At 40.5% G+C, this 15,725-nt stretch carries 13 protein-coding genes; 6 read left to right on the forward strand and 7 right to left on the reverse strand.

Annotated features, from left to right (window positions below; translation table 11 throughout):
- Window positions 1-191 precede the first annotated feature (191 nt).
- Both acs and A7Q09_RS05890 read left to right on the forward strand, forming a co-directional pair.
- A complete protein-coding gene (acs, locus tag A7Q09_RS05885; RefSeq protein ID WP_134390356.1) occupies window positions 192-2,138 on the forward strand; it encodes an acetate--CoA ligase in 1,947 nt (648 codons plus the stop codon).
- Between the two features lie 191 nt (window positions 2,139-2,329).
- Window positions 2,330-2,656 (forward strand): DMT family protein, encoded by a 327-nt coding sequence (locus tag A7Q09_RS05890; RefSeq protein ID WP_134390392.1) that lies wholly within the window; start codon window positions 2,330-2,332, stop codon window positions 2,654-2,656.
- Between the two features lie 125 nt (window positions 2,657-2,781).
- Here the strand turns inward: A7Q09_RS05890 and amoA are convergent, their stop codons facing one another.
- From amoA to fmt, 5 genes are all read right to left on the reverse strand, one after another.
- Window positions 2,782-3,528 carry a bacterial ammonia monooxygenase, subunit AmoA gene (gene amoA / locus A7Q09_RS05895; RefSeq protein WP_134390357.1) on the reverse strand — a complete coding sequence of 249 codons (747 nt, stop codon included), beginning with the start codon at window positions 3,526-3,528 and terminating at the stop codon, window positions 2,782-2,784.
- A 47-nt stretch (window positions 3,529-3,575) separates the two neighbouring features.
- Window positions 3,576-4,433 (reverse strand): methane monooxygenase/ammonia monooxygenase subunit C, encoded by an 858-nt coding sequence (locus A7Q09_RS05900; RefSeq protein WP_134390358.1) that lies wholly within the window; start codon window positions 4,431-4,433, stop codon window positions 3,576-3,578.
- A gap of 182 nt (window positions 4,434-4,615) precedes the next feature.
- The gene (locus A7Q09_RS05905; protein ID WP_244228570.1) at window positions 4,616-5,269 is read right to left on the reverse strand and encodes a DUF4412 domain-containing protein; all 654 of its coding nucleotides are present in this window, start codon (window positions 5,267-5,269) and stop codon (window positions 4,616-4,618) included.
- Between the two features lie 52 nt (window positions 5,270-5,321).
- Window positions 5,322-5,768 (reverse strand): hypothetical protein, encoded by a 447-nt coding sequence (locus A7Q09_RS05910; RefSeq protein WP_134390360.1) that lies wholly within the window; start codon window positions 5,766-5,768, stop codon window positions 5,322-5,324.
- Window positions 5,758-6,717 (reverse strand): methionyl-tRNA formyltransferase, encoded by a 960-nt coding sequence (fmt, locus tag A7Q09_RS05915; protein WP_134390361.1) that lies wholly within the window; start codon window positions 6,715-6,717, stop codon window positions 5,758-5,760. Before fmt ends, A7Q09_RS05910 begins: the two co-directional genes overlap by 11 nt.
- 159 nt (window positions 6,718-6,876) lie before the next feature.
- Here fmt and A7Q09_RS05920 point away from each other — a divergent pair, with 159 nt between their 5' ends.
- Both A7Q09_RS05920 and A7Q09_RS05925 read left to right on the forward strand, forming a co-directional pair.
- Window positions 6,877-7,857 carry an L-threonylcarbamoyladenylate synthase gene (locus A7Q09_RS05920; protein WP_134390362.1) on the forward strand — a complete coding sequence of 327 codons (981 nt, stop codon included), beginning with the start codon at window positions 6,877-6,879 and terminating at the stop codon, window positions 7,855-7,857.
- Window positions 7,858-7,941: 84 nt separating this feature from the next.
- On the forward strand, window positions 7,942-8,160 hold the full coding sequence (locus A7Q09_RS05925; protein WP_134390363.1) for a hypothetical protein: 219 nt from the start codon (window positions 7,942-7,944) through the stop codon (window positions 8,158-8,160).
- Here A7Q09_RS05925 and gyrA read toward each other — a convergent pair.
- Both gyrA and gyrB read right to left on the reverse strand, forming a co-directional pair.
- The gene (gene gyrA, locus A7Q09_RS05930) at window positions 8,157-10,763 is read right to left on the reverse strand and encodes a DNA gyrase subunit A (protein ID WP_134390364.1); all 2,607 of its coding nucleotides are present in this window, start codon (window positions 10,761-10,763) and stop codon (window positions 8,157-8,159) included. The two genes, A7Q09_RS05925 and gyrA, sit on opposite strands and share 4 nt — an antisense overlap.
- 36 nt (window positions 10,764-10,799) lie before the next feature.
- Window positions 10,800-13,322 carry a DNA topoisomerase (ATP-hydrolyzing) subunit B gene (gyrB, locus tag A7Q09_RS05935; protein ID WP_134390365.1) on the reverse strand — a complete coding sequence of 841 codons (2,523 nt, stop codon included), beginning with the start codon at window positions 13,320-13,322 and terminating at the stop codon, window positions 10,800-10,802.
- Window positions 13,323-13,655: 333 nt separating this feature from the next.
- On the opposite strand from gyrB, the gene A7Q09_RS05940 reads away from it, so the two are divergent.
- Both A7Q09_RS05940 and A7Q09_RS05945 read left to right on the forward strand, forming a co-directional pair.
- Window positions 13,656-14,360: a response regulator gene (locus tag A7Q09_RS05940; protein WP_134390366.1), complete on the forward strand. Its 705-nt coding sequence runs from the start codon at window positions 13,656-13,658 to the stop codon at window positions 14,358-14,360.
- 52 nt (window positions 14,361-14,412) lie between these two features.
- The gene (locus tag A7Q09_RS05945; protein WP_134390367.1) at window positions 14,413-15,717 is read left to right on the forward strand and encodes a cell wall metabolism sensor histidine kinase WalK; all 1,305 of its coding nucleotides are present in this window, start codon (window positions 14,413-14,415) and stop codon (window positions 15,715-15,717) included.
- The last annotated feature ends 8 nt before the right edge of the window (window positions 15,718-15,725 follow it).

Consider the following 15,725-nt stretch of genomic DNA (forward strand, 5'->3'; position numbering starts at 1 on the left):
AGGCCGATGAGAGTGTCAGGGTCTATCAAAACCTCAACACCCTCATCGGAGAGCTTGCCCTGGCTAAATCTGGTCAGTTATCTCCAGGAATCCCCTGCCTTTAGGCATGGGGAGGATGTCAAAAGGGTTGTATAAATTTTCTTTTAAGAAAAAGCATTTTTTTGTTTAATTATGAAGCGAAGGACCATTCCATGGATTCCATAAAAGAAGACCACTCTTATTTTCAGTCTACTGAAAAAATCTATTCTCCACTCCCATGCTCGCAGAAGGATTTAGTCGATTCCATGCAAACCTATTTTACCCTCTACAAAGAATCTGTTGCTCATCCTGAACTTTTCTGGGGGAATATAGCCAAAGAAATCGACTGGTTCGAACCATGGACTAGAGTTTTCGATGGCCAATTCCCTCATTGTCAGTGGTTTTGTGGAGGCAAACTTAACGCAGCCTATAATTGTTTAGATAGGCACTTAAGCGGAAATAGAAAAAATAAGATAGCCATACTCTGGGAAGGAGAATTTGGTGAAAGGCTTTCTTATACTTACCAAGAGTTAAGTCAAGAAGTGGCTAGATATGCCAATGTCCTCAGAAGGCATGGAGTCAACTGCTCTGATACTGTGATTATTTTCATGCCTTTAATCCCCCAAGCGATCATCACTATGCTTGCTTGTGCCCGTATTGGAGCTATTCACAGCGTCGTTTTTGCCGGATTCAGTGCGAAGTCACTCCTTGAAAGAATAGTTGATAGTGGAGCCAAGATCATTGTTAGCGCCGATGGCGGCTTTCGACGAGGCAAAATCATTCCTTTAAAAGAGCGTGTGGACGAAGCGCTTAAACACACTACACAAATTCAAAAAGTCCTTCTTTTTAAAAGGACAGGGGCCCCCATTGGATGGTGCCATGGGAGAGATTATTGGATGGAAGAAGAAGCCAGTTTGGTTGAAAATGCTTGCGAGCCGGTTTCCTTAGACAGTGAGCACCCCCTGTTCATTCTTTATACAAGTGGCACGACCGGAAAACCAAAAGGGGTTGTCCATTCCACTGGAGGCTATTTGGTCCAGACGGTTTTCAGTTCGAAGATTGTATTTGATCTACAAGAAGATGATTTATACTGGTGCACAGCCGATATTGGATGGATTACTGGCCATAGCTACGTAGTCTATGGTCTGCTAGCAAACGGAGCATCCGTTTTCATTTATGAAGGAGCTCCCGATTTTCCTTCTTACGATCGATTTTGGCAGCTAATTGAAAAATACAAAATCACTATATTCTATACCTCTCCCACTGCAATCCGATCCTTTATCAAGTGGGGGCCTCAATGGATAGAAAAACACGATCTTTCTTCCTTGAGATTATTGGGCAGTGTTGGAGAACCAATCAATCCCGATGTATTTTTATGGTTCTACAAAAATATTGGCAAAGAAAAATGTCCCATCGTAGACACATGGTGGCAAACGGAAACGGGGGCTATTTTGATATCCCCTCTGCCCAAGGTTACTCCAATGAAACCTGGTTCAGCCACTTTTCCACTTTTTGGAATAGAAGCTGAGGTCGTTGATGAAAAAGGTGAGCCCCTGCCTGCTGGAAAAAATGGGCTGTTGGTCATAAAAAAACCTTGGCCTTCGATGCTAAGAGGCATCTATCGTGATGAGGAGAGTTTCAAAAAAATTTACTTTAGTAGAATCCCAGGGGTATATTTTACAGGAGATGGAGCGTATAAGGATGAAGAAGGTTACTTCTGGATTATAGGCAGAATCGATGATGTGATCAATGTCTCGGGACATCGCATTGGATCTGCTGAATTAGAAAGCGCACTCATTAGTCATCCGGCAGTAGCTGAAGCTGCAGTCATTGGAGTCCCTGATCCAGAAAAAGGAGAGGCTCTTATAGCTTTCGTAACACTAAAAGAAGGATGGACTTCGTCATTGGATTTAGAGGATGCTTTAAAAGAACATGTTGTAAAAGAGATAGGCTCTATAGCAAAACCAAAGGAAATTCGATTCATTGATGCATTACCTAAGACTCGAAGTGGCAAAATTGTTCGAAGACTCCTTAAAGAAATCAGTCGAGAAGGACACATTTCAGGGGATATAACCACGCTAGAAGATAGCCAGTGTTTAGATAAGCTAATAAAAGGCTAAAAAATCTTCTTGATCGCCAACGAGAAATAGTCTATGGCAAGCTTGTTTTTTATTTTTCTTCCTTGTCTGCGGTCAAAAACGGCTGAGATTAGTTTTTTTTCAGAACTTTCTTTTTTGGTGTCTTGCTTGGAAAGAAGAGAGCCATAGAACATTTTATGCAACCTAAAAAAACCCAATATCCATCTAGACCCATGAAAACGATTTTGCTTTTAATTATTTCCAACATATTCATGACTTTGGCATGGTATCTGCACTTGAAATTCAGACACAAGCCTTTACCTACAGCCATTATGATGAGTTGGGGGCTAGCCTTCTTTGAATATATTTTTCAGGTACCAGCCAATAGAATTGGATCGTATTCTTTTAGCGTGACTCAACTGAAGGTGCTTCAAGAATGCATTACTCTTGCAGTCTTTACCCTACTTGCTTGGATCATTTTCAAAGAATCTCCTAGCTGGAATCTCTTGATTGCCTATCTATTAATCATCGGAGCGGTATTCTTCGCTTTTAAAGGATAAAAATAGAAAAAATACTTTGATCAACAATTTAGGATCTTCAGAAATTTGAAAAAATAGAAGGCTACCGAAAGCCTTTTTCTAAAAACCTAAAGGTATGGTCTTTTGAAGTCTATCGCCTGATAGAGTTATATCCTCTTGGCTTTGAGATAGATCGGCTTTGCGAAAAAATAGCCCATATACCACCAGATAAAATACATAAGAATAGATATAAACCCAGAAAAGAAAGCGGAGACTCCAAGCACTCCGCCAGCAAAGCTCCTCATTGTTCCAGTTTCTACCATTCTTAAATATTCAGGTGTTGAGGTTCGAATATACTGGTATTGAATAAGATCAGCCACACTTAGGAGCTGTCCATGGTATTCCACAGGAACATGGTATGGAGCAATCATGGGCCAATTCGAAGGATAGAAGAGCCATCCCCACAGCTCTCCTCCGATTAGCGCTGTCACCACAAAATTATTGGTGATCATTAGGATCCCATCTAAAACAATCGCTTGCGGCAGCAATGTCTCGGGAAAGACCAAATTGATAGGAAATTTGGCCCATGCCCAAAAATTAATAATCCGATTTAACCATTGTCCAAGCAAGAGACCAAAACATACCATAGTCGCCCCTGCAGGGAATTTCCAATGAGTCCATAAAGCTGCTTGGACGGCAGCAGGAAAACAGATAGTTGCAATTGGAACGATGACTGGCCACCACATCCTATCTTTTAAATCGATCCAAAAAGACCAGTCTCCTGCAAAAAGTTGTTGATGAATCCAAGCAGCCGCAACAGTTGCAAGAAAAATGATCAAAAGAACAGCCAAATCAAAGCGTTTCCTTACAAAATCCGCTTCGCTTTCCCTCTGAGTCAAGAGTCGCTCATTCATATTGGAGATCCCCTCTTCCATCCTTCTTAATTGCTCTTTTTCCCTTATTATTTATTCGGGAGAGCGTTCCTCTCACAAGAACAGAATAAGGGATTAATACAAGCCTCAGGATTTTCTATAACAATCGAGGCGCTAGGTGCCTCTGCCCCTAAATAAACTTGGTCGATTAAACTATAGACTCTTGGACATACTGTTACTAAAACTCCATAGAGAGACAACGCCCCCCAAGCAAAAATTGCAAAACCCCAATGGAGTGGGGCAGAAAAGACCTCTTCCATGAACCAACGCGTATGTCCAAATTCATTAAGACCAACGTTGGGGAATATCATTAAAGGAGAGGCCACTAAAATCACTAAGGGAAGTGAGGTGGCTTTTGCAAATTGAGGTAACCGAGTTAAGGCATACATCAAGAACGTTAATCCTAAGATAATATAAACGGGATAACTCTGATAAAACTCAATAATATGGCTAGGAGTGAAGCTTGTATCTCTGATAACAGTTTGATGCCAAGTCGCATCTTGCTCTGCATAATAGGCTGCAATAAAGACAGCAAAAGCATACATCAGAACAAACGATCCCCAGATCCAGTACCTTTTCAATTCCTCTGCAGGGGAAAGATTTTCAAGGTTTCTATCTCTTGTCTGCCATAGATACACAACAACAAAAAGAGCTATCAAAGCCTCTATAATGAGTTCGGCATATAAAACACTCATCCAATATTGCTGGTATTGTTGGGTTGAATAATCAAGGCCTTTCGTAAAAGCAAAGAGCCTTTGATAGACATAGTCGATTGTATTTAAAAAGAAAATCAGCCCAATACCCAATAATGGGAGTTTAAGAGAAAAAGCTGATTTTTCTGGAACTTCAATAGAAAAAATTGCATTTCTTTCTACAACACTTGGCATATAGCCTCCATCTTTGAATATAAACAGCTACTTTTTATGTTTAAAAAGAAAAAATCGCAATAAAAAAAAAACTCACTTTAAAAAAAAATTTTTCTTAAAACAGCTTAAAAACAGAGAATAACTTACCCCAGCAATTGAGCTGATCAGATTAGATCATTTCCTTCAAAAATTAAAAAAAAGTTTTATTGGACATCATGGGGAGGAAGAGGAATAGGAGGCTTTTGTTTTTCAGAAGGGACTGTCTGATTCTTTTCTTCTGAATCTATTGTATAGTTTTCTATTTGCTGATAATTTGATGGGACAACAAAAAGCTCCTCAGGCTGTGGGCCCACTTTATAATCCTTCCACTCAACCAATACATTTCCTTTTTCTGGTATTATTTGAACTGGTGCTCCAGTCTCCTTCCCAATCCAAAAGGTGGCTTTTCCCGCTTTGGATTCCATCAAGTACTTATCGCAAAGCACCCCTTGAAGCATATCGGTACCAACCGAAGTCCATTTAGCAGCAGGATCCCCTGGGGTTATATCGAAAAGGGGAGTTTCTTCTTTGACAGGATGCTCAAAATAAATTCTTTCATCTGGAAAAAGAGTATAAATCGTCTTTTTGTCTTTACGGATTATGTTGATCTGTTGCTGCACTCCGGTGGGTCCTTCAACTCTAATTTTATCTCCATCAACAAAGATCTTTTGAACAATTTCTCCTCCTCCGACTTTAATAATTTGCATAACGGAAAATTGTTTAGGTAAGCTAAAAGGCCTTTGTGCGAAGGCAACAAAAGAGCTACCGACTACAAAAGAAAAAGCCGCTAATAAAAATAAACCCACCCTTTTCATCATTTCTTTTTTATATAATAAAAGAAACACAACTTCTAGAAGATAATGAAACAACTTAAGGTTCAGCAATGTTATAATGACAAGCACAACCTTCTGGAAAAACTCTCCAACATTCCAAATGCCACTTCATTTTTTTCTTCATCCAATTAACTTCTCCAATGAGACATTGTTTCCTTTCAAAATAAAAGAAAGGAATCCATAACAACGAAATCCTTTGGACAACTCCTTCTAGCAAAGCCATTTTATTGGCCTCAGGAGAACCTAAAAGAAAAAAGGGATTACTGCTAGCTATGATCTCTTCAAAAGCTTTAAGACTGATAGGTTGTACCCGAACAAATTGATCTTCATCTAACTGAACCGGAAGATCTGTAAAGAGAGTAATGGGGCTAGCCTCCAATGGTAATAATCTATGACAAAGCAAAGAAGTAGGAAAATCAGTGCTGAGAAATTTGCCATCCAGGCTGATAGCTGCAAGCAAGGTACAAGCTGCTTTAATCCTCATCTTTTTGTCCCAAAATCGTGCCAATAGCTAGTCTGGCCCCACGAGCAAAATCAGCCGCATGCATTTTCTTCCTTCCCTCGAGTTGAACTTCTCTTAACAACAGACCGCCCACACGCCCTGCAGCGACTAAAACTCCATGCTTATCTATGCGCACAACTTCCCCTGGAGTCCCTCTAGCCCGATGAGAAATAATTACTTTGTAAATTTTTAGGATCTTTTTCTCCTCTCCTATCTTCAACGTAGTATAAGCCACAGGCCATGGATTAAAAGCCCTGACCATTGCATCAATTTCCTGTTTATCTTTTCTCCAATCGATCAGCGCTTCTTCTTTCTTTATTTTTTTTGCATAAGAAGCCAGTGCATGATCCTGAGGAATCCGCGGCGCTTTCCCAGCCTTTATAGCCTCCAGAGACTGAATAATCAATCGTGCCCCTAATTCGGCAAGACGACCATGCAAGGATTCAGCCGTGTCATTCGAACGAATTAATAGTTTTTCACTTGTTAAAATATCACCCGTATCTATCCCCTCATCCATCCAAATGACAGTTACACCCGTCTCTTTATCCATGTTCTTTATAGCGGCTTGGATTGGCGATGCCCCTCTATATTTAGGAAGAAGCGATCCATGGATGTTCAAAATCCCAATAGAAGGAATCCTAAGCACCTCCTTAGACAGTATCTGTCCATAGTCACAAACAACAATGATATCGGGTTTTAGGAACTGAATTTGCTGGATGGAACCTGCAGAATTAATATTTTCAGGTTGAAAAACCCATAAATGCAATTTCAGGGCAGCTCTTTTGATAGGTGAAGGTACAAGCTCTTTTTGTCTGCCAAAAGGTCGATCCGCCTGAGTAATAACCCCAGGAATAGTATATCTCCCATCCAGGGCTATAGCTTCAAGACTTGGAACCCCAAAATCTCCTGTACCAATAAACACTACTCTCATTCTCTAATATTATTCCATGCCATTCTTAGTTTTTCTTAAAAAGACTTCTTTTTAAATATGACCAAAGGTAGAATCAAATCTATACTTTTTAGTTCTTTTTTAACCAACACACCCTGTTGTTCCTTTAGATGAAGAAGGCATTCATTATTTATTTATCCAATGAAAAATCAAGGATCTGCTTTACCAATAGAAAATGCAATTGAAAAGGCAATAGAACTTTTGCAGAAAGGAGAAGTTGTTGCTATCCCTACTGAAACGGTCTACGGTCTGGCTGCAGATGCACTCAATTCCGAAGCTGTAGCCCGGCTGTTTGAACTTAAAAAAAGGCCTAAAATAGATCCGGTAATTGTCCACTGCTATTGTGCAAGCCATGTATTTGGCTTTGTTCGGAACCTTCCAGAACCAGCTAGATTACTCGCTACTACGTATTGGCCAGGCCCCCTCACTTTGGTCTTAGAAAAAAAAGAGTCGATTCCTGACATTGTTTCGGCAGGGCTTCCTTTTGCCGGATTTAGGGTACCCAAACATCCTCTAACCCTAAAACTGATCGAAAAACTTGGCAGACCACTGGCAGCTCCTAGTGCAAACAGATTTGGGAAAATTAGTCCTACGAGCGCACAAGCGGTCTTCGAAGAATTCAACCATCTGATTCCTTTAATTCTTGACGGAGGTCCATGTCCAGTGGGTATTGAATCGACAGTCATTTCGTTTGCTCATGACCCTCCTTTGCTGCTTCGATATGGTGCCATTCCTAGAGAGGAAATAGAAAAGAGAATAGGTCCATTGACCCTCCCTGCTCCCAAGACAGCATGGAATTTAGCACCTGGCCGATTCCCGAAACACTATGCTCCTTCGATCCCAGTGGAAATTATTTCTTCGGTCTCAGAGATTCCCTATTGGAAAAGAAAAAACGCTGGCCTGATTTTCTGGGGAACAGAGGATACGACAGGATTCAAAGTTGTCAAAAATCTTTCCAAAGAAAAATCACTAATCGAAGCAGCCGCAAATTTTTTTCAAATGCTTCGAGAATTGGACAAAAGCAGTATAGAAAAAATCTATGCTTTACTCCTGCCAGAGGAAGGTTTAGGGGAAGCCATCAATGAAAGAATCAAAAAAGCAGCTGGCTCCCCCTCGCCATAGAGAGCAGAGAACAGCTACTAAGACCTTCATTGCAGCTTGTAGTCGACTCTCATCCATATATTTGCATCTTTCTTCTCTGGCAGAATGATCAACATCAAGGCAGTGGCCAAGTCCTTGGTAGTATGGCCATGGGAACATAAAGGAATGCCACTTGGAAGCCTGAAGGATTTGGTTGTATGTTCTACAGTCTTGAGCCTATGGAGAGGAAAAGGCTCAGAGCTTGGGAGAACATTAATGCTGAAACTTTTCTCGATCCCTGGGTGGGAAGGAGAAAGTCTAAAGGAACAGTATCAAAGCAATTAAGGAAGCAAAGGTTCTTCACCTTCCTCTTTTTCAGGAACTACTCGAGCAATCGAGGTGACTTTATCCTCGCTATCCAACTGAACAAGTCGAACCCCTTGGGTATTTCTGCCTGTCTTTCGAAGATCTTTTACTTTAATTCTGATAACATTGCCTTTGAGAGTCAATAGCATCAGCTCATCTTCTTCAAAAACAGTTCGGGCCGATACCACCTTGCCTGTCTTCTCAGTGGTTTTCATTGTCTTTATTCCATAGCCTCCCCTCTTTTGTCGGCGGTATTCTTCAAAAGAAGTTCTTTTCCCTATCCCCTTTTCTCCTACAACAAGCAACGTCGCTCTCTCATCTACCACAGCAGCTCCAACCACTTCGTCCCCTTCTCGAAGATTGATTCCTATGACTCCAGCAGCATTTCTACCCATGGAACGAACAAGGGTTTCTGAAAATCTTATGCTTTGCCCCTCTTTGGTAATTAAAACAATATCCTTTTGCCCATCGGTAAACATGCAATCGATTAGTTTATCATTCTCCTCAATACTAATTGCTGTAATGCCACCCTTTCGGATATTTTGAAAATCGGTAACAGGGGTCTTTTTTACGCGTCCTTTTTTGGTACAGAAAAAAATATACTCGTTTTTGTCCCAGGAGGTCTCTCTTGAGTCTGAAACTTCGGAATTGGCAACGATTCGCAACATCGAAGCGATCTCCTCGGTGGGTTTTAACTCAAGGAAATTGACTATGTTTTTGCCCTTGCTCGCTCTTTCTTTCTCTGGAATCTCATATACTCTCTGAATATAAACCCTGCCATCGGTGGTGAAAAAGAGCAAATAATCATGAGTGGAAGCATTGATCAGGTTTTCGACAAAATCTTGTTCCTCTTCTTTGCCAACCTCCTGAGTCGCCATTCCCACTACCCCCCTCCCCCCTCTTCTTTGGGACCTATAATTATCAAGATTGGTTCTTTTAATAAAACCATTATGCGTCAGAGTGATGACAACACGCTGGTTAGCCACTAAGTCTTCGAAACTGACTTCCCCTGCCTCTTGGAGAATCTTCGTCTTTCTAGGATTGCCATACTTCTCTTTGACTTCCAGAAGCTCTTGTTTTACAATCGCCCAAATTTTCTCTTCACTTCCCAAAATCGCTTTAAACTGCTCAATTTTTTCAAGCAATTCAGCATATTCAGAGGCTACTTTCCCCCTTTCAAGCCCAGTAAGTTGATAAAGACGCAAATCTAGTATGGCTTCCACCTGTCTTAGGCTGAGGCTGTAGACTCCTTCCTCTGTTATTCTATCCTGAGCAATGGCTATGCCAAGGGTTTGAAGTAAATGGGTTGAAAATTTTAACTCTAAAAGCTTTTTCCGAGCTTCTTCTCGATTCGTTGATTCTCTTATCAATCGAATAAAATCTTCAAGCTGGCTTAAAGCAATCAAAAAGCCTTCAAGAATTTCTGCTCTCTCCAGGGCCTTGTTTAAATCAAATCGGGTTCTTCTGACTATCACATCATGTCTATGATCTAAGTAACAAAAAAGAAGTTCTTTTAAATTGAGTGATTTGGGGCGCAATCGATCAATTGCAACCATATTCACAGCAAAAGTGGTCTGTAGGGGCGTGTGTTTGTAGAGATTATTAATGACAACCTTTGGTATGGCATCCCTTTTGAGTTCTATCACTACCCGGGTATTTTCGTCGGATTCATCCCTTATATCCGCAATTTCTGGAATAATCTTTTGGTTGACAAGTTCTCCAATTTTTTCAACTAAAGCAGCCCTGTTGACATTATAAGGAATCTCGTCGATAACAATTGCCGACTTGCCTCCTCTTAACTCTTCAAAGTGCACCTCCCCTCTCACTTTCAGGCTACCTCTCCCAGTAGTAAAATAACTGACAATGCCTTCCTTACCCAAGATAACTCCACCAGTAGGAAAATCCGGGCCTTGGATGTATTGGAGAAGATCTTCAGCAGAAAGACCTGGTTGATCAATTAACGCCACCAATGCATCAATAGTCTCAGAAAGATTATGGGGAGGAATATTGGTAGCCATTCCCACAGCAATTCCCGTTGCTCCATTAACGATTAAATTAGGGAAGGCAGCCGGGAAAACCGCTGGCTCCATCTTCGTTTCATCATAATTGGGAACAAAATCAACCGTGTTCTTCTCCATATCTGCCATGAGCAAAGCTCCAGCAGGAGAAAGTCGAGCTTCAGTATACCGCATGGCTGCCGGTGGATCGCCTTCAATGGAACCAAAATTTCCTTGCCCATCGATGAGCACTTCCCGCATTGCCCATGGTTGAGCCATATGAACAAGTGTTGGATAGATAGCTTGATCCCCATGGGGATGAAAATTCCCCATCGTTTCTCCCACAATTTTTGCGCATTTTAAGTGCTTGCGATTAGGCGCTAGCCCAAGCTCGTGCATAGCAAACAGAATTCTTCTCTGGGAAGGTTTTAATCCATCTCTTACATCCGGTAAGGCTCTTGAAATAATCACCGACATCGCATAGTCTAAAAAACAACTCTTCATCTCCTCGGATACATCTACCATCCGAACAGAATCGTTGTCTCTGATTGATAGTTGCTCGTTGTTTTCAGAATTCTGCGCCATAGGCTCCACCAGTCATCTCTTAAGATGGTTATCTTTTTAAATATCTAAATTTTTTACCTGAAGTGCATTTTCTTCTATGAACCGTTTCCTTGGCTCAACATCTTCGCCCATTAAAGTGATGAATATTTTTTCAGCCTCAATAGCGTCGGCGATCTCTACCTTCAGCAATTTCCTTTTCTGAGGATCCATCGTTGTCTCATAGAGCTGCTTAGGATTCATTTCTCCAAGTCCCTTAAACCGTTTGATTTCTACTCCTTCCTTGCCATTTTCTTTTACGACATCTAAAATTTGTCCAATTGAAAAAATATCAAGAAGCTTCTCCCCTTTCTCTCCCTTCTTAACAACCATTCTATAGAGAGGATGCTCTTTGGATCTGTAGCTTTTGATTTCAAACCCAAGCTGCGTAAGCTCATCGAGGATCTTCATCATGATGGGACTTTCAAAGAGTTCTACATAGGCCGCACGACGCTTGCTATCCACTCCATGCCGCTCAGAGGCATCAACCATCGATGCCCCATTTTCTATCCCGGCCGCTTCAAAAAGCAAAAGATCCGGATTTTCTTCAGCAAAACGACCCAACTCTCTATCATCAAAGAAAAAGAAAAGTTTTTCCTGATTGTTTTCCCAAAGCCGAATAATATGCTCAGGAAGTTTGCCGCTTTGGGGATCCTTTTTAGAAAGCAATAAATCGAAGTCCACGCCATGAAGTTCAAGATATTTGCAAAATTGACTAAGTTTTTCAAGTTTCGATAACAACGATAGAAGAATCTCCCCACGAAAGACCTTTTGTTCCCCAACAATGGAAAGCTCGACATTTTTTACTCCCTGCTCAAGAAGTATTCTGTTAAGCTCCTCGTCGTTCTGGACATATTGTTCTTCCTTTTTTTTGTCGATAAGATACAGCGGAGGTTGCGCAATATAGATATGACCGTGGTTGATAAGCTCAGGCATTTGTCGGTAAAAAAAGGTTAAAAGCAAGGTGCGAATATGTGAACCATCTACATCGGCATCAGTCATCAAAATGATTTTGTGATACCTCAATCTCTCTAACAGAAAAGCCCCTTCACCATCTCCCTCGCCAATTCCCGTTCCAATCGCTGTTATAATCGTCTGGATCTCTTCATTATTCAGCACCTTATCTAAGCGGGCTTTTTCTACATTGATCAGTTTACCTCGAATAGGAAGAATAGCCTGAAACTGCCTATTCCTTCCTTGCTTTGCTGACCCACCAGCAGAATCACCTTCAACGATAAAAAGTTCTGCTTCTTGCGGATTTCTTACCGAACAGTCGGCTAGCTTACCAGGCAATCCACCACCACTTAAAGCCGTTTTACGAACTGCTTCCCTAGCCTTTTTAGCTGCTTCTCGAGCCCTAGCCGCTGTCAATGCCTTCTCAACAATTTTTCTAGCGCTTTGAGGGTTGGACTCCAGGTAATTCATCATCCCCTCATAAACCAGAGAAGCAACTATGCCTTCGACTTCTGGGGAAACAAGCTTAACTTTTGTCTGTGATTCAAAACTTGGATTGGGATGCTTTAAGGAAAGAATGCAAACTAATCCTTCTCTTACATCTTCCCCACTCAATTGAGGATCCTTCTCTTTAAAGAGATTATTGGCTCTGCCGTATTGATTAATCGATCGGGTAAGGGCTGTTTTTAGGCCCGAAAGATGGCTTCCCCCATCAGGATTAGGGATACCATTTGTATAACAAAAAATTTGTTCCGTATAGCCTTCAGTATACTGCAGCACACAGTCAAGGATCAGATCCTCTTTTTGTTTTTGAATAACAATCGGCTTAGGACAAAGCGGCTTGAGATCTTGAGCAAATTGAGAGACAAACTCAACAATTCCTTCTTTAAAAAAGAACCGAAAGGCGTTTGGTTTAGATCCATCGATTGTCCTTTCATCAAGAAGCAAAATTTCAAGTCCCGGATTAAGAAAGGCAAGCTCTCTGAGTCTTTTAGCAATAATCTCCGTTTTAAATTCAAGCGTTGTAAATATCTCAGGGTCTGGCTTGAAAGTAATCAAAGTTCCCCTTTTCTGGGTTTTGCCAACCACTTCTAATGGTCGAGAAGTTTTCCCTCTTCGAAACTCCATCCTGTAGACTTTGCCATCTCTGAAAACTTCCACTTTAAACCATTCCGACAAGGCGTTTACACATTTTGCCCCTACCCCATGCAGTCCCCCCGAATATTTATAGACGCCTTGTTTGAACTTGCCACCAGCATGAAGATTTGTTAATACCAATTCTACAGCAGGGATCTTAAACTTTGGATGCGGCTCCACAGGAATGCCTCGACCATTATCTAAAATGGAAATCGACCCATCCACATGGATGGTCACTTCAATCCGACTACAATAGCCAGCTAAATGCTCATCAATGGAATTATCAAGGACTTCAAAAACACAATGATGCAACCCTCTTTCATCGGTAGGGCCAATGTACATCCCAGGCCTTTTCCTTACAGCTTCCAAGCCCTCTAATTTTTCTATTTGGGAAGCATCGTAGCCAACTTCAACTTTCGGCAAAGTAGAAAGATCAGAAGAATCTAGCGACATAGTATTCGTTCGATTGGTTTAATGCAAAAAAAACAATGTAAACATTAAGAAAATTCAATGAAAAAAGAGATCTATAAGAAAGCTTTCTTTTTTAATATACCTAGATTTGCATTCAATTAAAGGAAAAAAATTAAACAGCATTCTTCTTATACATTTTTCTTATATATTTTCTTTTCTAAAAAAGCGATCTTAAAAAAGAGTTTATTTTTTTATACATTTTTCTCTTTATTAGGTATTGTTTTTTATATTTTAATACCAACGGAAGATTCTTTCTAAGAGCATCTCTTTTTTCCCTTTTGTTTCGATTAATTTTGAACCGCATACATTGTTAGTATGGGTACGAATAAAACAAAGAAAAAAATACTAGTGGTTGAAGACGAAGAAGATGTGTCGGATTTGATCTGTATGCATCTTAAAGCTCAGGGCTTTGAAACGGTTGTGGCAAAAGAAGGAATGGAAGCCCTACGAGTTACTAGAAAACAATTGCCAGATCTTATCGTTCTCGATCTTATGATCCCTGAATTTTCTGGGATTGATGTTTGTAAGTATTTAAAAAAAGATCCCGATACGGCAGCTATTCCGATTGTGATATTAACAGCAAAGTCTGATCCATCAGATAGAATCTTAGGCTTGGAACTGGGAGCAGATGATTACATTGCCAAGCCATTCAGCCCTAGGGAACTTATCTTAAGAATCCAGTCCGTCCTCCGTAGACGATTTGAAATCCAAAGCCCCGCTCTACAAGCCGGACATAACGATCAAATCAGACTCGATCCAATTGATAAAGTTGCTTACTATAAAAAGAGAAGAATTGAGCTGACTCCTATTGAATTCCGGCTGCTCTCTACTCTGATGGAAAAAGAAGGGGCAGTCCAAACCCGAGAAGAATTGCTTAAGGAAGTCTGGGGATACGAAAAGACTATTGATACGCGTACGATCGACACCCATATCCGAAGGCTAAGAGACAAGCTTGGGAGAGCCTCGCAATTTCTTAGGACAGTTAGAGGTATTGGATATAGATATAAAAAAACAACTTAAGGCTTTTGTGCTCTTTGCTTGTTTGATCTGTTATTAGCACTTCATTAGGATTATGCTTTGGCTTACTCTCAGTTTTGTTTTTGTTTTAACCGGAGTATTCCTTACTCTCTTTATTCTTCGACAGAACTTTTGGCTCTCTAAAATCCGTAAAATAGAAAAAATTACCCAATCTATAAGGAACAAACAGATCCCCTCTTCTTTTTTGCTTTCTGGAGATCCATCCCTCTTAGCCATATCTAGGAACCTTGAAGCTATCTCAAATGAATTTCACTCTCTTATACGCACATCCAAAGAAGAAGAAATTAATTTAAACACTATTTTAAAATCGATGACCGAAGGCATCGCTATAATTGACCGCAATCATTTCATAAAATTAGCCAATGATTCCTTCAAAACCATCTTAGGCTTAACGACCAATCCCCAAGGCAAAAAACTTCTTGAATTGATCCAATTACCCGAAGTTGAGCGGATCATTGAAAAGGCATTTGAAAGCCAAAAACCCCTATCGCAGGAAGTTCTTGGAACAGACAATAGCAGCAATTTAACTGGATATTTTGTTGTGGATGCTGTTCCTGTTGTGAATGAAAATACAGAAATTGCTAGCAACATAATGGTTCTTGTCTTCCGTGATATCACGGAAAGAAGAAAATTCGAAGAGGCAAGAAAAGAATTTGTAATCAATGTAAGCCATGAGCTGCGGACTCCATTGTCCATTTTTAAAGGATATGTCGAGACTTTAATAGAAAATCCAAAACTATCAAAAGCTGAAACAAAAAGGATCTACGAAATTCTAAAAAAACATTGTGTTAGACTTTCTGCTTTAATCGAAGATCTTTTGCTTTTGGCCAGGCTTGAATCACGCAAACTGACCATGGAACCTTCCGCTTTTATTATGAAAGAGCTCCTTGAAGAAACCCTTCAAGAGCTCCATCCTCTTTTTCAGCAAAAAGAATGTCAGGTCAATCTGGTTATTGAAAAAGACTTGCCACCCATAGAAGTTGATCCTTTTTGGTTCCAACAAGCAGTTTATAATTTGATTGATAATGCTGTCAAATTTTCCTCTCCCCCTAGAAAAGTGCTCATTGAAGCACAGAGAAAAGATCAATACTTTGTTCTTAGAATTACTGACAATGGCATTGGCATTTCTCCAAAAGATCTGCCTTTTATCTTCGATAGATTTTATCGCGGCGACAAGTCTAGGAATACAGAAGGGGGTACAGGACTAGGCCTTTCGATCACCAAGCAAATTGTTGAACTTCATGGAGGGCAAATCAGGGCAAAGAGTAACCTTGGCGAAGGAACAACAATGGAAATAGAAATTCCCATGCGTCAAGAAAAGCCATCTTCGGTTAGCTAGAAGAAAAA

The sequence above is a fragment of the Methylacidiphilum sp. Yel genome (genome assembly GCF_004421185.1).
GTDB lineage: Bacteria > Verrucomicrobiota > Verrucomicrobiia > Methylacidiphilales > Methylacidiphilaceae > Methylacidiphilum.